The following is a 26776-nucleotide window of genomic DNA, read 5'->3' as shown; positions in this document are numbered from 1 at the left end:
AAAGCATAGGAGGCGGGGATGCGGCATGTGGCGATAATCGGCTCGGGTCCCGCCGGCTATTACAGCGCGGAAGGCCTGCAGAAGGAATTCGGAAGCGACATCTGCGTCGACATCATCGACCGATTGCCGGTGCCGTACGGCCTCATTCGTTTCGGCGTCGCGCCCGATCATCAGTCCATTAAAGCGGTGTCGAAGCGCTACGAGAAAGTGGCGCTGAGCGATAACGTCCGCTTCGTCGGCAATGTGATGGTGGGGCGGGACATCTCCATTGCCGAGCTGATGGACCTTTATGACGCGGTCATCCTCGCCACCGGCGCGCCCGCGGACCGCACACTCGACATTCCGGGCGGCGATCTTCCTGGGGTGATCGGCTCCGCCGCTTTCGTCGGCTGGTATAACGGCCATCCCGATTTCGCCGAATTGGATCCGCCGCTGGACGTGGAGGCGGCGGTGGTGATCGGCAACGGCAACGTCGCGCTCGACGTGGCGCGAATATTATCGAAGACGCCCCGCGAGTTCGAAGGCTCCGATATCGTGGCGCAGGCGCTGGACGCGCTTTCCAGGAGCAGCATCCGCACCATTCATGTGCTGGGGCGGCGCGGCCCGCACCAGATCGCGATGACGCCGAAGGAGCTTGGCGAACTTGGCCACCTCGAGGAGGCAGCGCCGCGGGTCGATCCCGCCGACTTCCCTCCGGAAGGCGACGATGCGCTGCTCGAGCCCGGCATGCGGAAGTCCGTCACGCATCTGCGCGACTTCGCGTCCGCGGGCGGAGCGAAGCGGAAGACGATCAACTTCGACTTTTTCGCCATGCCGGTCGCGGTAGAAGGGAATGGCGAGGTCGAGCGGGTGGTCGTGGAGCGCACCGCGCTCGATGCGGACCTGCGTTCGATCGGCACCGGAGAAACCTACGAAATTGCTTGCGGGCTGGTGGTGAGCTGCATCGGCTACAAGACGCCGCCGATCGAAGGTGTGCCGTACGAGCATGGCCGCGGCCGCTTCGCCAATTCTGAAGGCGTGATCGCCGATGGCCTCTACTGCGTCGGCTGGGCCCGCCGTGGGCCGACCGGCACGATCGGCACCAATCGTCCGGACGGGTTCGAGATGGCGGAGAAGATCGCCGCCAAATATCGCGGGGGCAGCAGCACCAAATTCGGACGGGCAGGGCTGGACAGCCTGCTGGAGGGTCGCGGTGTCGACATAGTGACGTTCCGCGACTGGCAGAAGATCGAAGCCGCCGAGGCAGCCCGCGCCCGTGCCGGCTCTCCCCGGGAAAAGTTCACCCAGATCGAAGAAATGCTGGCGGCGGTGCCGCGAACGAAAAGCTGAGCGGGAGCAGCGGATGGCGGCTTGCGCTCCTACCAAGCCCTCCCTATAGACCCGCCACCTGTCTCCCGGTTGGCGTTCGCGCCGGACGCACCGGTCGGGGAGTAGCTCAGCCTGGTAGAGCACTGTCTTCGGGAGGCAGGGGCCGGAGGTTCGAATCCTCTCTCCCCGACCATTTTCTTGCTTCATTGTCAGATTGACAGCGGCCCGCGCTTGATCGAGCCTCCCCGCAAAGGGAAGGATGATGATGCATAAGGGCAATGTGCTTCTTGCAGCAGCGGCGGTGGCGCTGATCGGGTGCGTGAGCGTGGCGGACGATGACACCCAGATCGTCTCCACCACCCCTTCCCCGGCGGAGATCGTGGCGGCGCGGCAGGCGGCCTTTCACATGTCGGGCGCGGCGATGGGCAATATCAAGGGTACGCTCGACCGCGGCGGCGATCCGACTACGCAGGCTTATGCGGCGCGGGGCGTCGCCCGCTGGGCACGGACCCTCCCCACCATGTTCCCCGAAAGCACCGCCACGATCACGCCGACGCGGGCTAGACCGGAAATCTGGAACAACAAGGCCGACTTCAACGCCAAGGCCGCCGCATACGCCGCGGCCGCAACGCAGCTGGCCGAAGCTGCCCAGAGCGGCGACAAGGCCGCTTTCTTCGCGGGTTGGGATGCGACGCGGAAGACATGCGCCGCCTGCCACGATCTTTACCAGGTTCCGCAATCCTAGTTGCCGGCGAGCTCCCTCTCTTCCAGCTGATCGAATGCAAGGCCAATCGCGTCGATAAGCACTTGGTTGGCGAATGGCTTTTCCAGAAATTCGAGAGCGCCGAGCTTCATCGACTGCACGGCCATGTCGACGTCCCCAAAGCCGGTGATAGTGATGACGGGCATCTTATTGCCGCGCGCGTTCAGGTCCGCCTGTACTTCCAGGCCGTTCTTCCGCGGCATCCGCATGTCCAGCAGGATGCATCCCGGCTGCAGCTCATCCAGCGCAGAGAGGAGATCGTCGCCGCTTTCAAAACCTCTGACAGCGAGGCCCGCATCCTCACCCACCATCACAATGAAGTCGCGCAAACCAACATCGTCATCGACGACATATACAGGAAACGGCCGTGGCACGTGGAAACTCCTTCACGAACGACCTATGCCGTAGCGGACAATCATTAAACAAATAACGTTGTTTCGCTAGCGCAATAAACCCAATTCCTGTCAAGTCACCGCAACAGGTGCTTCTGAACCTTACCTGCGGCAGTTCTCGGAAAATTCGGCACGAACGCGAAGCCTTGGGGCACCTTATAAGGTGCAAGCCGCGCGCGGCAAAATTCTTCCAGCTCCTCTCGTGAGGGTTGGGAATTGTCCTCCGCAAGCATGAGTGAGGCATACCCCACCTCGCCCCACTTTTCGTGCGGCACCGGGACCACCGCGGCCTCCACCACCGCAGGATGCGAGCAAAGGACATTCTCCACTTCTGCAGGATAGACATTCTCTCCCCCGGAGATGAACATCTCCTTCTCCCGGCCCGCGATATAGTAGAAGCCTTCGTCGTCGCGCCGCGCGAGGTCGCCTGATCGCAGCCAGCCATCTTCAGTGAAGGCTTCCCGCGTGGCCTCTTCGTTGCGCCAATAGCCCGGTGTGACGCCCGGCCCTGCAAAAAGAAGTTTGCCGACGATACCGTCCGTGACGTCCCGGCCGTCATCATCGACGATGCGAACGCTCGAAAGAAGCTGCGGCTTCCCGACAGAGCCGATCTTGTCCCATGCATCCTCGGGCGCAAGCAGGAAGGCGGTCGGGCCGGTCTCCGTCATGCCCATGCCGTTACAGACGCGAACACCGAGCTGCCGGTACCGCTCTGCAACGGCATCGGGAAGCGGGGCTCCGCCGCAGCCCCAGTGCCTTACATGGTCGAGCGGCCCGGCTGCGAAGCGGGGCTGATCGAGAAGGTCCTGATAGACGGTCGGAACGGCGAAGAAGGTGTCGAACCGCCGCTCCTCAAAGAGCGTCACCAGGGTTTCCACCTCGACACTCTCTATAAGCGTGACGCGCCCGCCTGCCATCAGTGTCGGAAGCGCGTGCAGGTTGATGCCGGCGGTATGAAAGAAAGGAAGGAAACTCGCGGTCACGTCGTTTCGGCGCAGATCGATGGCAGAGCCGATGTTGACGTAATTGGCGACCGCCATACCGAATGTGTAGATCACGCCCTTCGGCCGACCGGTCGTTCCCGATGTGTAGAGCAGGTACCAGATGTCTTCGGCCGGCCAGAACAGCCGCGGCTCCAACGGCTCCAGCGTTTCGATCCGCCGCTCATAATCTCGATCGAGTGAAATGGCCGGCGGCGGGTACATCAGTCCTTTCGACGTCCGCTCCTCCTCCCGGCCGTAGAAGAGCAATTTCGGGGTGCAGTCGGTCAGGAGCTGGTCGAGCTCGGCTGGCGGCATGCGCCAGTTGAGTGGCACGCAGATGGCCCCAACTTTGGCGCAGGCGAACAGAAGCTCAAAAAAGGCGGCGCAATTGCGGCTAAGGATCGCCACCCGGTCGCCCGCTTCGACGCCGCGCCTGTTCAGGAGTGCAGCCGCCTGCCCGGCCCGCCGGTTCAGCTCAGCATAGGTGAATGTGCGGCCGGTAGCATATTCTTCGAGCGCGATCCGCTCCGGGGCAAGCGCGGCCTGCTTGGCGGCGATATCCGGCAGGTCAGACAGCATCTAGCGCCCCTTGAGGCCTTCCGAGACGAGCGTGATCGCAATGTCAGCGACCTCCTGCGGCGAAAGATCCTTGTCCCAGACGCCGTAGCGCATGCCCAGGAAAACGCTCATGCCGATCAGCGCCCAACCCCGGGTCTCATCGGCACCGGCGACAATTTCGCCGCGCTCCGCGGCGGCGGCAAGATTGCGGCGATAACCGTCGACGAAGGTCAGGTAATGCTGCCGATATTCATCCGGCGCGACGAACTGCGCCTCCTCGATGATGCGGTAGAGTTCGGGATGCTTGCGCACGAAGGCGATGAATGCGGTGAGGCCGGTTCGCTCGGCCGCCAGCCGGTCGGGCGCGTCCTTTACGGCCTCCGCGACATGTTGCCGAACGGAATGGCTCATGTCCCTTACAAGTGCCCGGAACAGCTCCTCCTTGCTGTCGAAATAGGTGTAGAAGGTGCCAAGAGCGACACCAGCCCGCTGGGTGATGCCGGTAATCGCGGCTTCGTGATAGCCGCGCGTCCCGAATTCTGCCGCTGCGGCTTCTAGAAGGCGGCGCAGTGTGTTTTGCCCGCGCGCAGTTCTGGGCGCCTTGGCGGCTAAACCGTCTACATTCACTTGAGCCCGCTCCCATCCAAGCTACGCACCAGCCGCTTTGCTCTTACTCAGAGTGCCTTCGTCCGATGTCGAGCGCAACTTGAACATTGACTCAGGTTTCATAGGAGTGCACCTTCGCGCCAGATCTCCCGGAGAGGAGACCGCCCTCGGGGGAGGATCACTTGCGTTTTTTCACCGCACCGGATGGTGCGCGGATCACCTATTACGAGACGGGCGCCGGACGGCCGCTGCTGCTGTTGCACGGGCTGATGGCGCATGGCGGCTTCTTCCGGTTTCAGGACGAGCTTGCCGACAGCTTCCGCCTCATTAACGTCAATCTTCGCGGCCACGGCGGCTCCGAAGCGCGGCCCGAGATCACGGTAGAGCGCCTCGCATCTGACATTACCGCGCTCGTGGACGCTCTCAACCTCGAAGATGCGATCGCCGTCGGCTGGTCGCTAGGCGCCACAATCCTCTGGCATGTACTCGCCGGCTCCGCATCGCACCGGTTCGCCGGATCGATCATCGTCGACATGACGCCGAAGGTGCTGAACGAAGGCGATTGGCATCTCGGCCTTTCCGAAGACGTTTGCGCTGCGCGTAGCGCCGCCATTCGCGATGACTACCGGTCGCTCGCGCTTACTGCGGGGCAGGCCATCTTCTCGCAGCCGCTGAATGATACTACCCGGCCGCTGGCTGATTGGGCGGGCGAGGAGTTTGCCCGGAACGACCCCAAGGCGATTGGCCGTCTGTGGGAATCGCTGGTCGCTCAGGACCTTCGGCCCCTGCTTCCGCGCGTCCGGCAGAAGTCGCTCGTCCTTCGGGGCGCGCACAGCCAGCTCTATGGGCCAGGCACTGCCGGCTACCTTGCTCAAACCCTGCCGGACGCGAGCGCCATCGAGTTCAGCCGCTCCGCCCATGCCCCTCATCTCGAGGAGCCGGCGCTTTTCAACAGCATCATCCGGGAATTCGCGGCCGGCCTGCCGCACTTGCCGCACATCGAAACTGCACACTCATAGGAGAGGACCCATGGCTAAGACCAAGTTGATGACAATCCTGCATCTCGGCACCGCTGCCGCCGCCCTGGTCGCGGCAGCCCCACTTCATGCCCAAGACGCTCCGGCGGCGCCGGCGTCGGAAGAGGAGGAAGCCGCTGCCGCCAACGAAGCTGCCGATCAGGAATCGGCCGAAGGCGCTGCCGACGGCGAAATCGTCGTCACTGCGCGGAGACGCGCCGAGAACCTTCAGGATGTTCCGATTTCCGTTACCGCCCTTGATGGCGAAACATTGGAGGATCAGGGTGCCGTCGATCTCACCGCGGTGATGCAGCGGACACCGAACACCACGTTGCAGATCGCACGCGGCTCCAATTCGACGCTGATCGGCTTCATCCGCGGCGTCGGTCAGCAGGATCCGCTCTGGGGCTTCGAGCCAGGCGTCGGTCTTTACCTCGACGACGTCTACGTCGCCCGCCCGCAGGCGGCGGTGCTCGACATTTTCGACGTTGAGCGGATCGAGGTGCTGCGCGGACCGCAGGGAACGCTTTACGGCCGGAACACGATCGGCGGCGCCGTGAAATATGTGACGCGGCGGCTCGGCAACGAGTTTGAAGGCCGCGTCCGCGCCTCCTATGGTAGCTACAACCAGCTCGACCTGGTCGGATCGCTAACCGCGCCGGTTACGGACACGCTGAGCGTTGGCGGCGCGGTCGCGCGGCTCACGCGCGACGGTTATGGCGAAAATATCAACACCGGTAACGAACATTACAACAAGGAGGTGTTCGCCGCCCGACTTTCCGCCGAATATGCACCATCCCAGGATCTCTTCTTCCGCCTCGCTGGCGACTATGTTCGGGACACATCGAACGCGCGTCACGGGCATCGGGTCTCAGGCTTCAACAACCTTCCCGCCTATCAGCCGCTTGAGGATGAATACGACACGGCTGCAGGCGCGGGCGACGACAATGAAGTGGAAACCCGCGGTATTTCCTTCACCGGCGAATGGAATGCGAGCGACGCCATCACGCTGAAGTCGATCACTGCCTATCGTGATGGTGAGACCAACGGCCAAATCGATTTCGACGGGACCCCTAACCCGACGCTCGACATCCCGGCATTCTACGAAGACAATCAGTTCAGCCAGGAATTTCAGCTCATCTACGAAAGCGATCTGCTGCAGGGTGTCGCCGGTCTTTATTACCTGGATGGCTATGCGGCGGGCGCATTCGACACGGTGCTCCAGAATCTGGGCGTTACCATCCAGTCGGCGGGTAATGTCGATACGAAGAGCTATGCAGCCTTCGCCGACTTCAGCGTCAATCTGTCTGACCAATGGCGTCTGTCGGCGGGTGCCCGCTACACGATCGACAAGCGCGCTGCGGAGGTTCAGCGGCTCACTTACGCAGGCCTCATCTCACCCTTCTTCGGTGGAACCCCGCGCACGCCGATCGTCACGAATACCGACTATACAAACGACCGCACCGACAAGCAGTTCACGCCGCGAGTCAGCCTGAGCTATCTGCCTACTCCGGACATGACTCTCTACGCGTCATATTCCAAGGGCTTCAAGTCGGGCGGGTTCGATATGCGCGGCGATGCGCGGCTGACGCCTGAAACCGTCAATGGCTTCGAACCCGAGACCGTGGATGCCTATGAAGTCGGCATGAAGACCTATGCGCTGAACCGCGCCTTCTACTTCGCGCTTGCCGGCTTCTATTCGGACTACAAGGACCAGCAGGTCACCATCCAGGTGCCGACGACCACCGGCATTGCAAGCTTCGTCAACAACGCCGCCGATTCCCGCATCTGGGGCTTCGAGGCGGAAGCTCGCGCGAACATGACCGACAATTTCTCGATCAGCGGCACCTTCGGCTACACCGATGCGGACTTCAAGCGCGTCATCACCACCGACCCGATTACCCGTCAGCCGATCGACGTGTCTAATGTTTGGGATTTCCAGAACACTCCGACCGTGAACTTCTCGGTTTCGCCGAATTACGTTCACAATCTAGGCGACGGCAGCACGATCAGCTTTACGCCGACGCTTTCGCATCGTTCGGAATATCAGCAGTTCGAGGTGCCGAACGCGCTGCTCGACGAGGACGGCTATACGCTGGTGGATGCTGCGATCGTGTGGACGTCCGCAAACCGACGTTACCAGATCTCGGCGGTGGGCCGGAACCTTGCCGACGAGCGTTACCGGATCGGTGGCTACAATTTCCCGGGCGCCGTGTTTGGCAATTCGATCGTGGCGTTCTACGGCCCTCCAAGAACGTTCACCATCACCGGCGAAGTGAGATTCTGATATGAGTGAGGCGAGGAGCAGCGAAACGGTCCCGAGCGGCGGACGAGTCCTCGGGATCCTGCTCCTCGCCTACATCTTCAATTTTCTCGACCGACAGATCCTTTCCATCCTGCAGATACCGATTAAGGCGGAACTGGGGTTAAGCGACCGCCAACTCGGACTGATGGGCGGAGTCGCCTTCGCCCTTCTCTATTCCGGTCTTGCCGTACCGGTGGCCTGGCTGGCCGACCGCTACAACCGCGCGAAGATCATCGCGGTCAGCCTCGGCGTCTGGAGCGCCTTCACCGCCCTTTGCGGGGTTACGCAGAATTTCTGGCAGATCTTCCTCTTCCGGATGGGCGTCGGCGTCGGGGAAGCGGGCGGCGTCGCGCCTGCCTATGCGCTCATCTCCGATTATTTTCCGCCGGAGCGGCGCGCGCGGGCGCTGGCGATCTTCTCGCTCGGCATTCCCTTGGGTTCCGCGCTCGGCATCTTCTTCGGCGGGTGGCTGGCGAGCAGCATCAACTGGCGCGTAGCTTTCATCGTCGTCGGCCTTATGGGCCTGCTGCTCGTCCCGCTCGTTCTTCTCGGTATCAAGGAGCCGGGCCGCGGCCACTTCGATCGGGCGGAAGGCGCTGCGGCCGAGCCCGCGCCGCCGTTCAAGACGGTGGCCGGAACGGTCATGCGCAAGCCCACTTTCTGGTTCCTGGCCTTCGGCGCTTCGTCGGGGTCGATCCTCGGCTACGGCATGGGCTTCTGGGTGCCCGCCTTCCTGTCGCGGAGCCGCGGCCTCGATCTCATGGACATCTCCTGGTACGCGGGCTCGATCGTTCTGGTCGGCGGCAGCATCGGCATCTGGCTCGGGGGCGTGTTTGGCGACCGGCTCGCCCGGCTTCGGCCCGCCGGATATCCGTTGATCCCCTGCATCTGCTTCCTGCTCGCGGCGCCGGTGTTCGCGGTCGGGATCTCCGTCGAATCCCTCAGCGTCGCCTGGATCATGTTCACCATCGGCTGGGCGCTCGGCCTTGCCTGGCTCGGGCCGGTGATCGCCGCCGTCCAGCATATCGTTCCGCCGAACATGCGCGCGACGGCGTCCGCGGCCTTCCTGCTGCCGAACAATCTGATCGGCATAGGCTTCGGCATCTACATCATTGGCGAGATTTCGCAGCAGCTTGCGCCGACTTTGGGCGACGACTCATTGCAGCAGGCGATGCTCTACTGTCTAGGTTTCTACCTGCTGAGCGCCCTCTTCTACGGCCTTGCCGCCTGGCGCATCGACCGCGACTGGTACCGCCCTCCGGCCTAGGTCGCGAAGCTCGGGTCGAGGCGGTAGGCCTTCCGCAGAAGCGCCGGCCAGGCGAGCGCGCCGGCGGCGAGCTTCAGGCCCATCTTGCCTTGCTGCGCAGTCACTTCCGGCGAACCTTGCGGCGGGTTGTTGATGTTCCCCTCGCCTGCCGACAACGCATAGATCTGCGCCTCGCAGGCACGCTCCAGAAAATACATGCGGATGAAGGCTTCGCCGACCGTCTCGCCCACCGTGAGCGTGCCGTGATTGCGGAGCAGCATAGCGCCCTTATCGCCCATGTCGGCGATGATCCGCTCGCGCTCGTCGAGGTCGACCGCGACGCCCTCATATTCGTGAAAGGCGACGTCGCCGCGGATCAGCATCGCCGTCTGGGTCAGCGGCAGCAGCCCTTCGGCATGGGCGGACACCGCCTGCCCGTGCGGCGTGTGGAGATGCATCACCGCATGCGCATCCTCCCGCGCCATGTGCAGCGCGGAATGGATGGTGAAGCCTGCAGCATTGGTGATGAACGGCGTCTCGCCGACCGGGTGACCGTTCATGTCCACCTTGACGAGGCTTGAGGCAGTCACCTCCTCGAACATCAGATTGTACGGGTTTAAAAGAAAGTGATGTTCCCGCCCGGGGATGCGGGCGGAAAGGTGAGTGAAGATAAGATCGTCCCATCCGTAATAAGCCACCAGCCGGTAAGCCGCGGCGAGGTCGACGCGGATCTTCCACTCCTCTTCGCTCACCTTGCCTTCGAGGGAGGGGATCTCAACCGAACTCAGCGCGGCGACGTCCGCCATTTCCCTGCCGATCGCATCCACACGTCCCATCCGCGCGACTCCTTTACGTTTGCGTCAGCTTAGCGCCTTCAGGCAGCGGGCGCGACCCTGTCCGGGTGCGCGGCCGCGAAGGCTTCGTTCGCGGCGGCCTCGGCATCGACCCGGGTAAGCAACGGGAAATCATCGAGCGGCACATGGAAGCGTCGCGCATTGTACATTTGCGGGACGAGGCAGAGGTCGGCGAGGGTCGGCGTGTCGCCGAGCAGGAAGCGGCCAGCGCGCGGCGCGGCCATGGCTTCGAGCGCGGCGAAGCCCTCGGTAATCCAACGCGCAATCCAGCGGTTCTTCTCCGCCTCGTCCTGGCCGAGCGGCCCGGTAAGATATTTCAGCACCCGCTGGTTGTTGAGCGGGTGAATGTCGCAGGCGACGGTAAGCGCCATCGACCTAACATGCGCGGCATCGGCGGGATCGCTGGGCAGCAGCGGCGGCTCCGGCCTCGTCGCGTCGAGATAGGCGATGATTGCAAGGCTTTGCGGAATGCGAAGGCCGTCCACCTCCAGCAGCGGCACCAGGCCCTGCGGATTGACCTCTCGATAAGCGGGCTCCTTCTGCGCGCCTTCGAGCAGGTTAACCGGCACGCTTTCATAGGCGATGCCCTTGAGATTGAGCGCGATCCGCACCCGATAGCTTGCCGAGGAGCGGTAATAGTCGAACAGGCGCGGCGTCATGACGTCATCCCGATGTTGCTCTCGATCCCGCGCTAGCAAAGTCGCGGAGTTCAAGCGACCGGCAATCAGCCTAGCCGGCTGCGAACCTCGGAACCATATTTGCGGCCGACCCGGACCGCGCGCCCACATTCGAGCTGAAGATCGAGCGCCGCATAAGGGCCGCGCCGTACCGCCCGGACACGGTCCAGCCGGACGATGGCGGAACGGTGCACGCGCATGAAATGCTTGGGGTCGAGCCGCTCGGCAAGCGCGCCGATCATGCCGTGGAGCAGATAGGAGCGACCCCCCGTGTGAATGCGGACATAATCCTTCTCCGCCTCGATCCAGTCGATCTCGCCTGCGGGGATACGCACCATCTCGGAGCGCTGCTGCGCCCAGATTTCCTTTTCATAGCCATCGCTATCGTCCGTTTCGGTGCGGCGCAGCGTTGCCACGACCTGTTGCAGCTCGGCCAGCTTCCGCTCGGCATCGCGCGTCGAGATATCGCGCCGCGCCTGGGCCAACGCCGCATGCAGCCGCTCCGCAACCACCGGCTTCATCACGAAATCCACGGCACGCGCCTCGAACGCCTTCACTGCATAAGCGTCGAATGCGGTGACGAAGATCACGGCCGGCGACACATTGTCCGGCAGGTGACCAAGCAGATCGAAACCGTTGATCCCGGGCATTTCGATGTCGAGCAGCAATATGTCGGGGCGGACGGCGCCGATCGCCTCAAGCGCCTGGCGGCCGTTCTCGGCCACTCCGGCGACTTCGAAATCCGGTTCTTCCTTGATCAGACGCAGAAGACGCCGCGTCGCCAGCGGCTCGTCCTCTACGATCATGATCCGCAGTCGGCGCTGCATCCCCTTTTCCCCTCTTTGGCGAACCTAAGCAGCCAATCTTTCCGCTGGATGAACGGATTTGCTGCCCGCAGTCTATCGCTGCTAGCCGTTCGTCGAAAGTGGGGGGATTGCGGGCCCGCTTGCTTCATAGTGAGGCTGGGGCATCAGAACCAGGGAATAAAGTGACCACCGATCCACATGCGCCTTCCCAGGAAAAAGCCGCCAACCGCAGTCTGCGGATCGGCGCCTGCCTACTGATCGCGATTTTCTGGGTCGTGCATTTTCTGATGCTGAGCTTCCGCGCGAGCGTGAAGAATCTCGGCGATCCCTTTACGCTGGGTGTTCGCCGCGCCGCACTCGCCTCGTTCGGCGCGCTCATGTGCTATGGCATCTATTATGTTCTGACGCGACTGCGCGACCGGCCCTTCAGTCATCAGGCGATTGTAGCGGCATTGCTTTCCGCCGCCGCGGCAGCCGCGCACGCGGCGCTGAACACGCTCGCTTTCTATGATATTAGCCCAGCGCCCGAAATCCTCACGGACCTCAGCCACTTTCTCTATACTTCGACCTATTGGTACTGGTTCTATTTCTCCTGGACGACGGCGTTCCTCGCTCTTTCCTACAGTTTCACCGTTCGGGAACAGCAGCGGCGTGCCTCGGCCCTCCAGAGCGAGGCGCATTCGGCGCACATGCGGGCGCTCCGCTACCAGATCAATCCACACTTCCTGTTCAACACCCTGAATTCGATCGCAGCTCTCATCGAGGAGGACAAGGAACAGGCCGAACGGATGGTACTGAACCTGTCCGACTTCTTCCGCTCAAGCCTCGCCGTGGATCCGCTGGACGACGTGCGCCTCGCCGACGAGATCGGCATCCAGAAACTTTACCTGGAGATAGAGCGCGTACGTTTCCCCAACCGATTGAATTTCGAGGTCGACCTGCCTTCGGACCTAGAGGGCGCGAAAGTCCCGAGCCTGCTCCTGCAGCCGCTCGTCGAGAATGCGGTCAAGCATGGCGTCGCCCGTTCGGAGGGAGCGACGACGATAAAGATCAAGGCGCGGCAGATCAGAAGTCGGCTGTGCCTCAGCGTCACCGACGATGCGGAGGCGAACGAGATTCCCGCGATCTGCAACGGAACCGGCGTCGGCCTCAGCAATGTGCGCAACCGCCTCGCCGCGCGATATGGCGACGAATACGCCTTCGACGTTTCGAAGCCTGACCGCGGCGGCTTCGAAAACCGGATCGAAGTGCCGCTCCGCTTTTAGGCTTTGGGCGAAGCCATCCGCTACACCTGCGACATTCGTCGAATGCGCTTAGCCGCTCGTCGATTGGGAGCGGACTTCAGGCCGCTGGCGCGCTCCAGAGCAAAGCATGAAGAAGGGGAGTCATATGCGTAATCCAACACGAGCAATCCTGATGGCCGGTGCCGCCCTGATCGCAGCCCCCGCGGCGGCGCAGCGCGCCGGCGAGAATGCAGTGGCTTCGGCAGCGGACGCATTCGGTAGCAGCGTCGGTAACGAACGGGTCGGCCTTTACAATCCTGGCGGCGCTCGTGGTTTCAGTCCCATCCAGGCAGGCAACGTCCGGATTGAGGGGCTGTATTTCGACCTCCAGGCGGATTTGAACGATCGCCTCACCGATGGCTGGGCAGTCCGTGTCGGCCTCACGGCCCAGGGTTATCCTTTCCCTGCACCCACGGGTGTCGCCGATTTCTCGCTACGGCAGGCCGGAAACGAAGCCGTGCTTAGTACTTTCGTCGGCGTTGGTCCCTTTGGCGGCGTACGTCTTGAGCTGGACGGTCAGCTTCCGGTGAACGAGCAGCTCGGCCTAGCCGGAGGCATCGGCTATAATCGCGAAGAGTTCTATTACGGCGGCAGCCGACAAGTTATCTCCGCCGCGATAATCCCGCGCTGGCGACCAACGGACGGCGTCGAGATCATGCCATTCTGGAGCGTGGCAGACAGCAGCGGCGGAGAAGCGCAGCCGCTCATCCGCACCGAAGGGAATGCCTTTCTGCCCCCTCGCCTCGAGCGGAGGAAATATTTCGGGCAGTCATGGGCGGAAAACGAAAATCGGCACACAAACTACGGCCTCCTTTCCTCAGCCCGCCTCAGCGAGAACTGGATGTTGCGCGGCGGCATCTTCAGATCGCTGATCGAAAGCGACAAGAATTTCGTGGACATTTCGGACAAGACGACGCGGGAGGGCATCGCCGACCGCTACGTCCTTGCAGAAGCAGACAGGCGCTTCGGATCCGTCTCGGGCGAGGTACGCGCTTCCGGCAGTTTCGTGGAAGGCGACAGGCTGCATATCGTCCATCTTGCCGGGCGCGCACGGCAGCAGAAAAGGCGCTTTGGCGGTGGCGAACTGGTTTTCATCGGGCGGGGCCGCATCGATGAAGTCATCAAGGTGCCGGAACCTGACTTCAACTTTGGACCGCAAACCCGTGATCAGGTTCGGCAATTCACCGGCGGTATCGGATATGAAGGCAGGTGGCGGGATGTCGGGGAACTCAGCCTCGGTATTCAGAAGACGAACTATCGAAAAACGGTGGAGACGCCGACCGGACCCCGCCCCGCCAGCAAGGACAGCCCCTGGCTGATGAACGGCACGGTTTCGATCTTCGCCTCAAAAGCTCTCGTATTCTACGCCGGCTATACGAAGGGGCTGGAGGAAAGTCCGGTCGCGTCGGAGCTTGCCCGCAACAAGGACGAAGCACCGCCGGCTATCATCACCGAGCAGATGGATGCCGGTTTCCGCTACGCCTTCAACGATAACCTTCGGCTCGTGGCAGGCGTCTTCGACGTGAAGAAGCCTTATTACGCCCTCGACAATACTCTCCTTTTCAGAAACTTGGGAACGGTCCAGCACCGCGGCGTCGAACTCTCCCTGGCAGGCCAGATCGCGAAGGGCCTGAACGTCGTCGCCGGCACAGTCTTCCTAGACGCGAAGCTCAGCGGCGAGGAAGTCGAGCAAGGGAGGGTCGGCAAACGACCGATCAACGCAATCGGGCGCGTCAGTAGTGCCGCGGCCGAATATCGACTCCCCTGGATCGAGGGGCTTTCCGTCGATGTTGCCTATGAAAGCACCAGCAAGCGCACCGCCAATACCCGGAATACACTGTTCATCCCCGCGCGTTATGTGTGGTCGCCCGGCTTCCGCTACCGCTTCCGGATCGGCGACAAGCCGGCAACCCTGCGCGGGCAGATCGCAACCGCCAACAACGTCTATGGCTACAATCTGATCGGCGAAGGCTTCTACTACAACTTCCCGCGCAGATACCTGCTGAACCTGATCACGGACTTGTGAGGAAGTTGAGGAAGGTGGTGCCGCTTGGGGGACTCGAACCCACGACCCCATCATTACGAATGATGTGCTCTACCAGCTGAGCTAAAGCGGCATTCCCGAAGGAGCGGGCGCATTATCAGCGGCTTGCGGCGAAGACAAGCGCCTCTGCCGCTCCGCCTCCAGGCCGTAGCTTTTTAATCCTTTCTCAACCGTGCCCGCCCATGCTGCCGCACATGGACGGATTCCGGCGGTGGGAAGAAGAGTACGAAGGCGCTCTGCTGGCCTATGAGCCGGCTGTCGAAGCGCCGACGGGGCCTGTGCTCGACGATCGCCGCACCTATGTCCGCGCCTTCAATCAGTGGGTGGCGCGTCTCGGCGACCGCCCCTGTCCGGACATCAGGGATCTTGAGCCGGACTGCCTTGAGGGGTCAAACAGCCTTCTGCTCGATCTCCGGGGTGATGCCGAGGACCCGAAGATTAATTTCACGGGCAAGGCGCTGCGCAAGGAATGCTGGCGCGGCGGGATCGGGCGCTTGAGCCAAGTGCCAGAGGGTTCGATCCTGCGCTGCCTCGCCGCTCATTATCGCGCAGCGATGGAGACGGGGCAGCCGATCGCTTTCGACGGCGAGCATGTTCGGCCTGCGGGCCGAACGGCCATGTATCGCGGCATCCTTCTCCCCTACACATCTGGCTCCGGAGCCGTCGATCTGATCCATGGCATGATCAACTGGCGGGAAGCGGCGGATGTGGAAGTGGCCGCCGGCATTGCTTTCGAGATGGGCCGGGCTCTCGCTTCAGCCTCTCCAATCGGAAGCGGCGCGCTGCAGATGGCCCTGCCCGACGCCGCGGCTCTCGTCCGTGAAATGGCGCATCCAGAGCTGCCGCTCGCCCGATAAAGGCGGATTTCGGCTGGGCTCAAGCCTTGCCCCTCACCTCGTGCCCTGTCTATAGCCCCGGCGGAAGCTGGCGGCCTCCTCCGGCCGCGATCCTGGGAGCCAGAGATATATGACCGCGGACAGCATCGTTGCGGAAGGCGGAACCGCAGACCGGCGCATGGTGGACGCAATCGCCGCGGCCCTGGTGGGCGGCGCACTACCCGGCGAAATTGCGGACTTTTCGGACGAGAACAGGTTCGCGGCGGCCGCTTTTGTCGCCGATGCAGTAGGCCGTCGCCTGCCGGGCGACCCTCTGGTTCGGCTTGAATCGACCGGCGGCGGGGTCGGCCAGCGGCGGATGCGGCTCTGCATCGTCAACGACGACATGCCCTTCCTGGTAGATTCCGTCGCTTCGGCGATCGCGTCTCGCGACCTCATCATCCATCGGCTTCTCCACCCGGTCGTCTGCGTCGAACGCGATGCCAATGGCGACCTTCAGAAGGTCGAGCCGCTTTGCGACGACCGCCATCGCCGCGAGTCCATCATGTATATGGAGATCGACCGGGCGGATGCACGCGAGCGGCGCGAACTGGTGGCCGAACTCTACCGCGTGCTTGCCGACGTGCGCGCAGCGGTCAGCGATTGGGAAGCGCTTCAGGCGCGGATGCGCGCCGATGCGGCGCAGATGAACGAGGAAGAAGGCGCGGCCCTCCTCAACTGGTTCGCCGACGGATCGATGACGTTACTCGGCCATGAAATGCAGTGCACGGCCGACGCCGCCGAAGCGCCGCTCGGCCTGCTGAAGCTTCCGGGCGAGCCGCTCTGGACGGAAGATGCCTGCGGCAGCGCGCTTCGCTACTTCAATGACGGCAATCCGGCGCCGCTGATCATCAAGTCGGACCGTATTTCGACGGTGCATCGGCGCGTGCCGTTCGACCTCGTCATCCTGCCGGTTTACAATGGGAAGACGCTCGCCGGCCTCTCCGTTCATGCGGGGCTTTGGACGAGCCAAGCGCTGACCGCGCCAGCCGAAGACGTGCCGCTGCTCCGCCGCCGCCTGACCGCACTCGAGGAAAGCTTCGGCTTCGATCCCAAGGGTCATGCCGGCAAGGCGCTTCGCCATTCCGTGGTGTCGCTGCCGCGCGACTTGCTCGTCGGCCTGCAAGCGGACGCGGTGAAGCAGCTTGTCACGACCGCCATGTCGCTGGCCGACCGGCCGCGCCCCACGCTGATGTTGCTCCAGAGCGTGCTGAAGCGGCACGTTTTCGCCTTCGTCTGGCTGCCGCGCGATGAGCTGACGACGCAGCGGCGGATCGCCATCGGCGCCATGGTCGAGCAGGCGACGGCGGGGCAGATTACGAATTATTCGGTGGAGCTGGGCGAAGGCGACCTTGCCCTCATCCGCTACATGCTGGACGTGAAGGACGGCGCCTCCGTTCCCGACGCCACTGCGCTCGACCGGAAGCTCGTCGACATGGTGCGCGGCTGGGAGCCGGCGGTCGAAGAAGCACTGGGCGAGATGGTGGGAACGCCCCGCGCCACGCGCCTGACGCTCGGCTACCTCGAAGATTTCCCGGAAACCTACCGGACGCGCACCAGCCCGGCCGATGCGGCGCGGGACGTGCTGCGGATATCGGAGCTGCAGGGCGCCAAGGCGCGCGACGCGCGGCTCTACCATGCGGAGGGCGATGCGCCCGATCGCCTGCGCCTGAAGACGTACCGCCTTGCCGGTATCATCCCGCTGTCGGACGCGGTGCCGGTGTTCGAGAATTTCGGCTTCCGCGTGCTGGAGGAGCAGCCATTCGCGCTCGACGAGGGGCGGCTCGCCTATATTCACGACTTCGTTCTGGAAACGCCCGGCGGCATCAAGGCGGACGGCGTGCTGCAGCGCTTCGGACTGATCGAGAAGGCGATATCGGCGGTACTCGAGGGGCGGGCGGAGAACGACGTTTTCAATCAATTGCTCGTGGCGGCGGCGCTCAGCGCCCGCGACGTGGTGCTGTTCCGCGCTTGGTTCCGCTATCTGCGCCAGACCGGCGTTTCCTATTCGATGATGACCGTGGTGGACGCGCTCCGCCGTGCGCCCGAGGTGACCAAGGGTCTTATCGCCCTGTTCGATGCGCAGCACGATCCGACGGTGGAAGGGTCTCGCGCGGATGCTGCGAAAGCGGCCGAAGCGGCTATTTCGGAAGGTCTCGCACGTGTGGCCGCGATAGACGAGGACCGCATCCTCCGCCTCCTTCGCGGCGTCATCACGGCGACGCTCCGCACCAACGCATTCGCGCCCGCGGGCCGGGAGGCGCTCGCCTTCAAGCTCGATTCAAGCCTCGTCCCCGGCCTTCCGGCGCCGGTGCCATGGCGCGAAATCTGGGTCTACAGCCCTCGTGTGGAGGGTATCCACCTCCGCTCGGGTCCCGTTGCGCGTGGCGGCCTTCGCTGGTCCGATCGACGCGACGACTTCCGCACCGAAATCCTGGGTCTCATGAAGGCGCAGGTGGTGAAGAATGCGGTGATCGTTCCGACCGGAGCGAAGGGCGGCTTCTATCCGAAGCAGTTGCCCCCGAGCAGCGACCGGGACGCCTGGCTCGCCGAAGGCACCGAATCCTACCGCATCTTCATCCGGTCGCTCCTGTCGGTGACGGATAACATCGTCGAGGGCGAGATCGTACATCCGGTCGACGTCACCACCCGCGACGGCGATGATCCCTATTTCGTGGTCGCCGCCGACAAGGGCACGGCCGCTTTCTCCGACGTCGCGAACGGCATTGCCCTGTCGCGTAAGTTCTGGTTGGGTGACGCTTTCGCTTCGGGCGGAAGCCAGGGCTACGACCATAAGGCGATGGGCATCACCGCCCGCGGCGCCTGGGTGTCGGTGCAGCGCCACTTCGCCGAAATGGGCATCGACGTGCAGACCCAGCCGATCAACGTCGTCGGCTGCGGCGACATGTCCGGCGACGTGTTCGGCAACGGCATGCTGCTGTCGAAGGCGATCAGGCTGGTGGCGGCGTTCGACCACCGCCACATCTTCATCGATCCCGATCCCGACCCGGCGAAGAGCTGGGAGGAGCGGAACCGCCTCTTCAACCTCTCCCGCTCGAGCTGGGAGGATTACGACAAGGCGCTGATCTCGCAAGGCGGCGGCGTTTTTCCGCGCAGCCAGAAATTGATCCCGCTGACGCCGGAGATGAAGGCGGTGCTTGGCATCGATCTTGATGAGACCGATCCCGCCACGCTCATCAGCGCCATCCTTAAGGCGCCGGCCGACCTCGTCTGGTTCGGCGGCATCGGCACCTACATCAAGGCCAAGACGGAGAGCCATTCGGAGGTGGGCGACCCCACTAATGACGCGCTCCGCGTAAATGCGGCGGAAATCCGCGCGAAAGCGATCGGTGAGGGCGCGAACCTCGCCATCACCCAAGCCGGCCGGATCGAGTTCGCTCAAGCCGGCGGGCGCATCAACACAGACTTCATCGACAATTCGGCCGGCGTCGACTGCTCGGACAACGAGGTTAACATCAAGATCCCCCTGAACCAGGAAATGGCTGAGGGACGCCTAAGCGAGGAAGACAGGAACGCGCTGCTCCTCGAAATGACCGACGAGGTCGCGGCCATTGTACTGGAGGACAATCGTCTCCAAACGCTCGCGCTCTCCATCGCCGAACGCGGCGGGCCGCAGGCGCTTCCGTCGCAGGTGCGCGCGATCGAAATCCTCGAGGAGCTTGGCCGCCTCAACCGCTCGGTTGAGGGGCTCGATACGAACGAAGAGCTGCTGCGGCGCGCGCAAGACAATCGCGGTCTTACCCGACCCGAGCTCGCCGTTCTTCTTTCCACCAGCAAGATGGCGCTGCAGGCCGCGATCGAGAGCGGCAAGCTGACCGAGGATTCGACGCTGACGCCGGAGCTGTGCGACGCTTTCCCGAAGCGGATGCAGGAGCTCCATGGCGATGCTATCCTGAACCACCGCCTTCGTCGCGAAATCATCGCCACCAAGATTGCCAACCGCTTCGTGAACCGGCTTGGCATCACCGCCCTCTTCTCGCTTACTGAGGAAGAAGGCGCATCGATCGGTCAGGCCGCGGCGGCGTTCGTCGCCGCCGAACGGCTGTTCGGGATGGACGAATTGTGGCTGGAGCTGGACAAGGCTCCCATCCCTGAGCAGGTCCGTCTGGAACTGTTCGACCAAGCCTCGCGGTCGCTCCAGCTCCACATCGCCGACATTCTCCGCACCATGCCGGCCACGGCAAAAATCGAGGAGATCGTCGCCACCATCCGGCCCGGTCTCGCCAAGCTCAACGAAGAGGTGGAAGGGCTGCTCCGCGAGGAGGCCCGCACGCAGGCCGCGGCGATCCGCGGGCGCCTGAAGACGCTCGGAGCGCCCGACCATATCGCCGACCGGATCGTACGCCTGTACGAACTTAACGGCGGCATCGGCATCGCCGTGCTCGGCCAGAAGATCGGCATCGACGAAGTCGCCCTCACCCGTGCCTATACGAAACTCGGCGAAGCGCTCGGCCTCGACTGGGCGCAAAGCGCGGCCAATCGCTTCCAGGCGACTGACCAGTGGGAGCGACTGCTGACGGCGGGCCTCGCCCGCGACTTCGAGCAGCTCCGGCTCGACTTCCTCGAACGGCGGAAGAGCAAGGATCCAAAGGCCACAGTCGACGAATGGGTGAAGGCGCAAGGGCCGCGCATCGATCAGTTCCGCCGCATCGTCGACCGCGCGCGTACTGCTCCCGTTACCACCGCGCCTATGCTTGCGCAGATCGCCACCCAGGCGCGGGTACTGCTCGCCCGCTAGCGGAAAGAGAAAAGGCGCCCCGGCTGCTTACGCACCGGGACGCCTGTTCCGAGGGGATCTGCTTCACTTGGCGGCTTAATAACGTAGGTTAGGGGAAGCCGCTCCGTCGAAGGCGACGAGCCGGTGCAACGCGTCGGTAAAAGGCGCGTGGAAACAAGCGCTTCTGCCGATGGTTCAGCGGCCATGGCAAAGAAGACGAAGAAAGCGGCCGAAGCGGTGCTCAAGGCCGATGCGGCAGTGGCCGAAGCGGCCGAGCCCTATCGTGAGAGCCGTCTCGTCAATGCGGCGTCGCTGCTTTCAGAGGTCGGCGATCAGCCGCCGATGCGGGCGGTGTGCCTATCCACTCTGGCGCTGGGCCTCGTCGGCAAGTCGCCGCGCATGGTTCGAGCCGGCGCGCGGATGATCGTCGCGCACACGCTCGCCACATGGGCCAAGGATTTCGTGAAGACTCATGTGGATCGGACTCGACCCCGATCGAAAAAAGGTCTGAACGGCCATATGCCGAAGCCCGGCCGCCGCACGGACAAGGAATCAACCAGCTTTCCCTCGGGTCATAGCGCCGGCGCCATTGCCGTCGCGCAGGCTTATGCCCGGGAGTTTCCCGAGCATAAGACCGCTGCGCTTGCGGGGGCCGGGGCGATTGCGCTCGCCCAGATCCCCCGTTGCGCCCATTATCCAACCGACGTCGGCTCCGGGCTCGCCATCGGGCTTGCCGCCGAGGCGCTGGTCGACAGGCTGGTCGACGCGTTCCAGCTGTCCGGCGATCCGGCGGACGAATAGCTGCCAGAGCCGGTGCTGAGCGGCCGGTAGAAGAGGAGGATCTCGCGCCGGTAGTCAGCGTCGAACTCAGGTTCGTTATTGGCTTCGAAGCGCGGCGCGTTCGCCATCTCCTCCTTCGAGATGTCGAGCATGTATCCGCCCGCCCTCTCATCATAGTCGAGCACGGGCCAGGGGAGCGGGAACAGGCTTGCGCCGAACCCCATCGTTCCGCCGAAGCTCATCACGGCATAGGCGACGCGGCCTGTATATTTGTCGACCATGAAGCTGGAGATCGTGCCGATCTTCGCGCCGTCGCGGTCGACGACATTGGTGCCTTCCACCTTCGACGAGGAAATGAGGCGGAGATTCTCGTCCGTCTCCAGCCGTAGCTCGAAGTCGTCTTCCTGCCGGCCCGAGGAGCGGCGGCCGGAATTGAAGTAGCGGGTGGCGGCAAGGGCAGCGCCGGCGACGGCGGCAACGCCCAGCGCCGCAGCGGTAACGTTGCGGGACGGTGCGACCCGGTTCCAGCTCCAGGGCATGCCCTTCATGCGGCGGAGCTTCGCCTCGGTATAATCCTCGCCCAGGGTGCCAGAAATGTGATCGCCATGACTCAGCAGGGCTTCATGGCGCGTGCAGACTGCCTCGAACATTTCCATGAAGTTGCGGAATTCGGCGGTCCATTCGGCGCTGCCCTTGTTCGGGCGATCGAGCGACGAAAGCTCGCGGCGCAGCTCCTTGTGGCGCGCCTTGACGTCGGCGCAGGCATCGGCCGCATCGGGATCCTTCTTGAGCGGCGTCAGCAGCACCTCTTCGACTACGGCGAGGTGCCGGCGCATCTGGATGTCGTAAAGGTCGAACTGGTTGTCCCGCCCGGCGGCGTCGCTGCTGTCCATCGCCTTCAATATGTCCTGCCCAAGCGAGCGGAGCCCGGCATGATCGTTATGCATATGGCTCAGTACGTCCATAAGGTCCTCCTCTGTGTGAAACGGCGCTTCAACGGGAGCCTTTGCGCCTCCGTTCCGGCTGCGGAGGCGGGCCGTGCGGAACGGAGGACGCGGCGCTCCGTTGCTTCATCCGCAGCCCGTGGGTAAGCGTGGCTGGACCAATTCACAGAGGTTTGTATGTCCAAGCGTTCCCTTGCTTTCTTGCTTACCGCAGCCTTCCTGACAGCCTGCACGGCGCCGGGCGGAGAGGTAGTTCGGACAGGGGCTTCGGCCGAGCGCATGACGGCGCCGGTTCTGCTGACACCAGACGCCAAAGACGTCAGCAGCTACGCCCGCCCGGAGATCGCGCGCGTCACCCATGTGGCGCTCGAGCTCGCCGCCGACTTCGCGGCGAAGCGGATGGCAGGCACTGCGACCCTGGACGTCGCCGCGACAGGCGAGGATCTGGTGCTCGACAGCAAGGGTCTCGAAATATCGGCCATCACCGATGCGGCCGGGCGGCCGCTGCAATGGGCACTCGGCGGAGCCGACGAGGAGAAGGGCAGTCCGCTCACGATCAAGCTCGCCGGTGCAAGGAAGGTGCGCATCGCCTATCGGAGCGCGCCCAATGCCGAGGCGCTGCAGTGGCTGACGCCGGAGCAGACCGCCGGCAAGAGACAGCCCTTCCTGTTCAGCCAAGGACAGGCGATCCTCAATCGTAGCTGGATACCGACGCAGGACAGCCCCGGCATCCGCCAGACCTGGGAAGCGCGCATCACCGTTCCCGAGCCGCTGACGGCAGTGATGAGCGGCCTTCGCCTCACGCCCGAAGGCGAAGCCGCAGGCCCAGGCCGCCGCGCCTTCCGCTTCAGCATGGACAAACCGGTCGCGCCGTACCTCATCGCCATAGCGGTCGGCGATCTCGCCTTTCAGTCGCTTGGACCGCGGAGCGGCGTCTATGCCGAGCCTGCCACCATTCAGCGCGCTGCGGCCGAACTCGTCGACACGGAAAAGATGATCGACGCCGCCGAGGCGCTGTACGGTCCCTATCGCTGGGGCCGCTACGACATGATCGTTCTTCCCCCCGCCTTCCCCTATGGCGGCATGGAAAATCCGACGCTCACCTTCCTGACACCGACCTTCATCGCCGGCGACCGCAGCCTTAACGGCCTCGTTGCGCACGAGCTTGCGCACAGCTGGTCCGGCAACCTCGTCACCAACGCGGTGTGGCCGGATAGCTGGCTGAACGAAGGCATCACCTCCTATTTCGAGAACCGGATCATGGAGGCGCTTTACGGCACCGGCCGCGCCTCGCAGGAAGCGACGCTTTCCTGGGCCGACATGGAAGCCTCGTTCACCGAACTTGGCCGCGACGCGCCGGGAACCCGGCTGCACGACCCGAGCGGCGCAGATTCAAGCGGCATCGTCTACGACAAAGGCTCGGTCTTCCTTCGCACGATCGAACGCACCGTCGGGCGGGAGCGGTTTGACCGCTATCTTCGCTCCTATTTCGATCGGCACGCCTTTCAGCCGATGACCTCAGCCCGCTTCCTCGCCGACCTCCGCGCCAATCTGGTGCGCGGCGACAGGGCAATCGAAGAGCGGCTGATGCTCGACCAGTGGGTGTATCAGCCGGGCCTGCCTTCCAACGCGGCGCGGCCCGATCCGCAGGCTTTCGCCCGCGTCGATACAGCGCTGGCGGCGTTCAACGGCGGCGGCGCGGCGTCTGCTTTGCCCTATTCCGGCTGGACGACGGCGGAGCGCCTGCGTTTCCTCAATGCCTTACCGCGGGAGCTCAGCACCGCCCGCCTTCAGGAACTCGATCGCACGCTGGGCCTCACCCATAGCGGCAATTCGGAAGTGCTGTTCGCCTGGCTTCAGCTTGCCCTCGCCAACCGCTATGAGCCTGCGGTTCCGGCCGTGGAGCGCTTTCTGATGTCGATGGGCCGCCGCAAGTTCGTTGCGCCGCTGTTCGAAACATTGATGGCGGAGGGCGACTGGGGCCGCCGCATCGCGATGCGTACCTATGCCAAGGCGCGGCCGACCTATCACAGCGTCACCACCGGCACCGTCGATCGCACGATGAAAGGCGGATCCGGTAGTTAACAGGCCAGGTAAAAAATGATTCGGAGGGAGAGGCACCTAGAGACCGCTCTTTTCGCGGCTTTAACAGCATCTTAGCCGCGGAGGAGCATCGAAGCGCCTTAACCTGCGTCACAGTGCATTTTAACCGTCCATCAAGGCTCTGCGCTTACCACGATGCGCTGAGACCAGTTTGTGGATATCGATGCACTACGCGCCTGTTCAGCCTGACATTCAGGATGAGGTCCTTGAGGAGATTGCGGACGTAGAGGCCGCGGTCGACGGCGCGCATCTGAGGCTGCGCGACGCCCACCTCCATACGGGCCAGACCCGCACGCGCGCCGCCTTCGCCTCCTTCTTTGCAATTACCAACGTGCTCGCTGCCTTGCTGGTCGGGGCCGCGATGTACGGCCAATTTCCCTTTCCGCTGATCGCCGGCTGGCTTGTCGCAGTGATGGCTGCCAATTGGGCGTCCCGTGGCTACGCCGTACGCGCGGACAATGGCGACGCGCCGCGCCTCGGGCAAAAGTGGGTTGCTCCGCTCGAGTCAGTTGGCCTCGCCGTCCTTTGGTCATCGCTTCCAACCTATGCCTTCGCCGCGCAGGCGCCCCAGGCGCAGGTGGTGATTGGCGGCGCGATGGGCGTCATGATCGTGACGGCGGTTGGCCTCGCCGCGAAACCGGCGGCGTCGCTCGCTTGGATAGCCACCCTGACCGCCGCCTTCTGCATCGCGGTGTACCTCGGCAGCGAAACGTTGCCGCTGGAACTCATCCTTACTTTTGTCGGCATGGCGGCAGTCGCCGTTTATATCGTCGGCAAGATCACGCGCTGGACCTCGGAACAGCTCGAACTGAACGCTAAATTCCGGAGCGAAGCGGAGTCGGTCCGCATGCTCCTGCGCGAATATGAGCATCACGGCGTCGGGTGGCTGTGGCAGGTCGATGCCGAGAACCGCATCGTCTACATATCGTCCCGCATGAGTGCTCTGCTCGGGCGCCAGAACCGCCAGATCAAGGGTGCCTCATTCCCTTCCGTGCTCGGCGGCAGCGGCCATTTGGGTCAAACATTGCTCGCTCGCGCACCCTTTTCCAATCTGGAGCTGGAGCTTCGCACGCGGCAGGGCACGCGCTGGATGGCGCTGTCGGGCGATCCGGTCATCGATGTAGGCGGCGAATTCCAGGGCTTCCGCGGCGTCGGTACCGACATCACCGATGTTAGGAAGACGCAGGAGCGCCTTACCAATCTGGCGCAGATGGACGTTCTGTCCGGCCTTCCCAACCGCGGCAAGGTCCGCCAGCTTCTCGGGGAGGCCTTGTCAGGGGCGCAGGCCGGCGGCGCCCCTTGCGCGATCATGTTCCTCGACCTCGACAGCTTCAAGCCGGTCAACGACACGTTCGGCCATCCAAAGGGAGACGTCGTCTTGAAGGGCGTTGCCCAGCGCCTAGTGAAGGAGGTCGGCAACAGCGGCCACGTGGGACGCATGGGCGGCGACGAATTCGCCGTCGTCGTGGGCGACGTGCGCGACCGTAACACGGTCGAGATACTCGCCCGCCGCATCATCAACGCGATCGCCGAACCCTTCATGATCGACAAGGCGGAGATTCGCATCGGCGTGTCGATCGGCTGCGCCTTCGGTCCTTCGGACGGCACTACGGTCGACGATCTCATCCAGAAGGCCGACCTCGCACTCTACCAGGCCAAGGCGCAGGGCCGCAGCACCTGGTGCTGCTTCGATGCCCACATGCAGAACGAGGCCGAAGGCCGGGCACGTATGGAAAAGGACATGCGCGAAAGCCTCCGCACCGGCCAATTCCGGCTCCTCTACCAGCCGCTGGTCAATTCGAAGACGCAGACGTTGATGGGTTTCGAGGCACTCATCCGATGGCACCATCCGGTCCGCGGCATGGTCTCACCGGTCGAATTCATCCCGCTCGCCGAAGATACCGGGATCATCATCCCGATGGGCGAATGGGTGATTCAGGAGGCCTGCCGCGCCGCAGCGCAATGGCGAAGCGACATAACGGTGGCGGTCAATCTCTCCGCCCGGCAGCTTACCTCACCCTCACTTCCGGGCGCGGTCCGCGAGGCCCTTTCCAGGTACAAGCTGCCCGCCGACCGGCTGGAGATGGAAGTCACCGAAACCGTCTTCCTCGGCGACACCGACGGCGCTCTCGAGGTGCTGAAGCGGCTTCGCGCCCTTGGCCTCGGCATCGCGCTCGACGATTTCGGCACCGGCTATTCGTCATTAGGCTATTTGAACAAGGCCGTCTTCCACAAGCTGAAGATCGACGGCAGTTTCGTCCGCGAGGCCGCCAAGAACCAGGAGACGGTCGCGATCATCCAGTCGATCGTCGCGCTCGCCAAGAGCTTCCGCATGACGGTCACGGCGGAGGGCGTGGAGACAGCCGAGGATTTCGCCCGTATGCGCGATCTCGGCTGCCACCAGATCCAGGGTTATCTCTTCGGACGACCGATGAGCTTTGAGGACGCGACCGCCCTCGTTAATCGCGGCCAAGCGCAGGTCGGGGCGTAAGCGA

General features: G+C 63.6%; 19 protein-coding genes and 2 tRNA genes. 13 read left to right on the top strand and 8 right to left on the bottom strand.

The window, feature by feature from the left end:
• Positions 1-18: 18 nt before the first annotated feature.
• The 3 genes from VGD10_RS03315 (at position 19) to VGD10_RS03305 (ending at position 2053) form a co-directional block, all read left to right on the top strand.
• Positions 19-1329: an FAD-dependent oxidoreductase gene (locus VGD10_RS03315; RefSeq protein WP_331039369.1), complete on the top strand. Its 1311-nt coding sequence runs from the start codon at positions 19-21 to the stop codon at positions 1327-1329.
• 95 nt (positions 1330-1424) lie between these two features.
• Positions 1425-1501: transfer RNA gene (locus tag VGD10_RS03310), tRNA-Pro, on the top strand.
• Positions 1502-1570: 69 nt separating this feature from the next.
• On the top strand, positions 1571-2053 hold the full coding sequence (locus VGD10_RS03305) for a cytochrome c (protein ID WP_331039368.1): 483 nt from the start codon (positions 1571-1573) through the stop codon (positions 2051-2053).
• Here VGD10_RS03305 and VGD10_RS03300 read toward each other — a convergent pair.
• The 3 genes from VGD10_RS03300 to VGD10_RS03290 form a co-directional block, all read right to left on the bottom strand.
• Positions 2050-2445 (bottom strand): response regulator transcription factor, encoded by a 396-nt coding sequence (locus VGD10_RS03300; protein ID WP_331039367.1) that lies wholly within the window; start codon positions 2443-2445, stop codon positions 2050-2052. The genes VGD10_RS03305 and VGD10_RS03300 overlap by 4 nt on opposite strands.
• 95 nt (positions 2446-2540) lie before the next feature.
• Positions 2541-4025, bottom strand: coding sequence for a class I adenylate-forming enzyme family protein (locus tag VGD10_RS03295; RefSeq protein WP_331039366.1), 1485 nt, complete (start codon positions 4023-4025; stop codon positions 2541-2543).
• Positions 4026-4631 (bottom strand): TetR/AcrR family transcriptional regulator, encoded by a 606-nt coding sequence (locus VGD10_RS03290; RefSeq protein WP_331039365.1) that lies wholly within the window; start codon positions 4629-4631, stop codon positions 4026-4028.
• Between the two features lie 161 nt (positions 4632-4792).
• On the opposite strand from VGD10_RS03290, the gene VGD10_RS03285 reads away from it, so the two are divergent.
• The 3 genes from VGD10_RS03285 to VGD10_RS03275 are packed head-to-tail and all read left to right on the top strand — an operon-like array spanning position 4793 to position 9198.
• A complete protein-coding gene (locus tag VGD10_RS03285; protein ID WP_331039364.1) occupies positions 4793-5629 on the top strand; it encodes an alpha/beta hydrolase in 837 nt (278 codons plus the stop codon).
• A gap of 10 nt (positions 5630-5639) precedes the next feature.
• Positions 5640-7913, top strand: a complete 2274-nt coding sequence (locus VGD10_RS03280) for a TonB-dependent receptor (RefSeq protein ID WP_331039363.1) — start codon at positions 5640-5642, stop codon at positions 7911-7913.
• Between the two features lies 1 nt (position 7914).
• Complete coding sequence (locus VGD10_RS03275) at positions 7915-9198, top strand: MFS transporter (RefSeq protein WP_331039362.1); 1284 nt, start codon at positions 7915-7917, stop codon at positions 9196-9198.
• Here the strand turns inward: VGD10_RS03275 and VGD10_RS03270 are convergent.
• The 3 genes from VGD10_RS03270 to VGD10_RS03260 form a co-directional block, all read right to left on the bottom strand.
• On the bottom strand, positions 9195-9983 hold the full coding sequence (locus tag VGD10_RS03270; protein WP_331039445.1) for a class II aldolase/adducin family protein: 789 nt from the start codon (positions 9981-9983) through the stop codon (positions 9195-9197). The two genes, VGD10_RS03275 and VGD10_RS03270, sit on opposite strands and share 4 nt — an antisense overlap.
• Before the next feature lie 68 nt (positions 9984-10051).
• Complete coding sequence (gene maiA, locus VGD10_RS03265; RefSeq protein ID WP_331039361.1) at positions 10052-10690, bottom strand: maleylacetoacetate isomerase; 639 nt, start codon at positions 10688-10690, stop codon at positions 10052-10054.
• Between the two features lie 65 nt (positions 10691-10755).
• The gene (locus VGD10_RS03260) at positions 10756-11535 is read right to left on the bottom strand and encodes a LytTR family DNA-binding domain-containing protein (protein WP_331039360.1); all 780 of its coding nucleotides are present in this window, start codon (positions 11533-11535) and stop codon (positions 10756-10758) included.
• Positions 11536-11696: 161 nt separating this feature from the next.
• Here VGD10_RS03260 and VGD10_RS03255 point away from each other — a divergent pair, with 161 nt between their 5' ends.
• Together VGD10_RS03255 and VGD10_RS03250 are read left to right on the top strand one after the other, a co-directional pair.
• Positions 11697-12779 carry a sensor histidine kinase gene (locus tag VGD10_RS03255; protein ID WP_331039359.1) on the top strand — a complete coding sequence of 361 codons (1083 nt, stop codon included), beginning with the start codon at positions 11697-11699 and terminating at the stop codon, positions 12777-12779.
• 124 nt (positions 12780-12903) lie between these two features.
• Positions 12904-14823, top strand: a complete 1920-nt coding sequence (locus tag VGD10_RS03250; protein ID WP_331039358.1) for a TonB-dependent receptor domain-containing protein — start codon at positions 12904-12906, stop codon at positions 14821-14823.
• 15 nt (positions 14824-14838) lie between these two features.
• Here the strand turns inward: VGD10_RS03250 and VGD10_RS03245 are convergent.
• A tRNA-Thr gene (locus tag VGD10_RS03245) sits at positions 14839-14914 on the bottom strand.
• 121 nt (positions 14915-15035) lie between these two features.
• On the opposite strand from VGD10_RS03245, the gene VGD10_RS03240 reads away from it, so the two are divergent.
• From VGD10_RS03240 to VGD10_RS03230, 3 genes are all read left to right on the top strand, one after another.
• Positions 15036-15698 carry a hypothetical protein gene (locus VGD10_RS03240; RefSeq protein ID WP_331039357.1) on the top strand — a complete coding sequence of 221 codons (663 nt, stop codon included), beginning with the start codon at positions 15036-15038 and terminating at the stop codon, positions 15696-15698.
• Positions 15699-15807: 109 nt separating this feature from the next.
• The gene (locus tag VGD10_RS03235; RefSeq protein ID WP_331039356.1) at positions 15808-20475 is read left to right on the top strand and encodes an NAD-glutamate dehydrogenase; all 4668 of its coding nucleotides are present in this window, start codon (positions 15808-15810) and stop codon (positions 20473-20475) included.
• Between the two features lie 183 nt (positions 20476-20658).
• Positions 20659-21255, top strand: coding sequence for a phosphatase PAP2 family protein (locus tag VGD10_RS03230; RefSeq protein ID WP_331039355.1), 597 nt, complete (start codon positions 20659-20661; stop codon positions 21253-21255).
• Here VGD10_RS03230 and VGD10_RS03225 read toward each other — a convergent pair.
• Positions 21147-22199, bottom strand: a complete 1053-nt coding sequence (locus VGD10_RS03225; RefSeq protein WP_331039354.1) for a PRC-barrel domain-containing protein — start codon at positions 22197-22199, stop codon at positions 21147-21149. The two genes, VGD10_RS03230 and VGD10_RS03225, sit on opposite strands and share 109 nt — an antisense overlap.
• 156 nt (positions 22200-22355) lie before the next feature.
• Between VGD10_RS03225 and VGD10_RS03220 the strand changes: the two genes are divergently transcribed.
• A complete protein-coding gene (locus VGD10_RS03220; RefSeq protein ID WP_331039353.1) occupies positions 22356-24263 on the top strand; it encodes a M1 family metallopeptidase in 1908 nt (635 codons plus the stop codon).
• Positions 24264-24444: 181 nt separating this feature from the next.
• Positions 24445-26772, top strand: a complete 2328-nt coding sequence (locus VGD10_RS03215; protein ID WP_331039352.1) for a putative bifunctional diguanylate cyclase/phosphodiesterase — start codon at positions 24445-24447, stop codon at positions 26770-26772.
• Positions 26773-26776 lie beyond the last annotated feature (4 nt).

The sequence above is a fragment of the Allosphingosinicella sp. genome (assembly GCF_036402135.1).
GTDB lineage: Bacteria > Pseudomonadota > Alphaproteobacteria > Sphingomonadales > Sphingomonadaceae > Allosphingosinicella.
The sequence above is the reverse complement of the archived record's forward strand: the minus strand, read 5'-3'. Positions and strand labels throughout refer to the sequence as shown.

Bases quoted from the DNA above. Each gene is read 5' to 3' on its own strand.
- VGD10_RS03230 (WP_331039355.1), top strand. From the start codon at position 20,659: ATGGCAAAGAAGACGAAGAAAGCGGCCGAAGCGGTGCTCAAGGCCGAT.
- VGD10_RS03315 (WP_331039369.1), top strand. From the start codon at position 19: ATGCGGCATGTGGCGATAATCGGCTCGGGTCCCGCCGGCTATTACAGC.
- VGD10_RS03280 (WP_331039363.1), top strand. From the start codon at position 5,640: ATGGCTAAGACCAAGTTGATGACAATCCTGCATCTCGGCACCGCTGCC.
- VGD10_RS03275 (WP_331039362.1), top strand. From the start codon at position 7,915: ATGAGTGAGGCGAGGAGCAGCGAAACGGTCCCGAGCGGCGGACGAGTC.
- VGD10_RS03240 (WP_331039357.1), top strand. From the start codon at position 15,036: ATGGACGGATTCCGGCGGTGGGAAGAAGAGTACGAAGGCGCTCTGCTG.
- VGD10_RS03270 (WP_331039445.1), bottom strand. From the start codon at position 9,983: ATGGCGGACGTCGCCGCGCTGAGTTCGGTTGAGATCCCCTCCCTCGAA.
- VGD10_RS03260 (WP_331039360.1), bottom strand. From the start codon at position 11,535: ATGCAGCGCCGACTGCGGATCATGATCGTAGAGGACGAGCCGCTGGCG.
- VGD10_RS03215 (WP_331039352.1), top strand. From the start codon at position 24,445: ATGCACTACGCGCCTGTTCAGCCTGACATTCAGGATGAGGTCCTTGAG.
- VGD10_RS03305 (WP_331039368.1), top strand. From the start codon at position 1,571: ATGATGCATAAGGGCAATGTGCTTCTTGCAGCAGCGGCGGTGGCGCTG.
- VGD10_RS03235 (WP_331039356.1), top strand. From the start codon at position 15,808: ATGACCGCGGACAGCATCGTTGCGGAAGGCGGAACCGCAGACCGGCGC.
- maiA (WP_331039361.1), bottom strand. From the start codon at position 10,690: ATGACGCCGCGCCTGTTCGACTATTACCGCTCCTCGGCAAGCTATCGG.
- VGD10_RS03225 (WP_331039354.1), bottom strand. From the start codon at position 22,199: ATGGACGTACTGAGCCATATGCATAACGATCATGCCGGGCTCCGCTCG.
- VGD10_RS03295 (WP_331039366.1), bottom strand. From the start codon at position 4,025: ATGCTGTCTGACCTGCCGGATATCGCCGCCAAGCAGGCCGCGCTTGCC.
- VGD10_RS03250 (WP_331039358.1), top strand. From the start codon at position 12,904: ATGCGTAATCCAACACGAGCAATCCTGATGGCCGGTGCCGCCCTGATC.
- VGD10_RS03220 (WP_331039353.1), top strand. From the start codon at position 22,356: ATGTCCAAGCGTTCCCTTGCTTTCTTGCTTACCGCAGCCTTCCTGACA.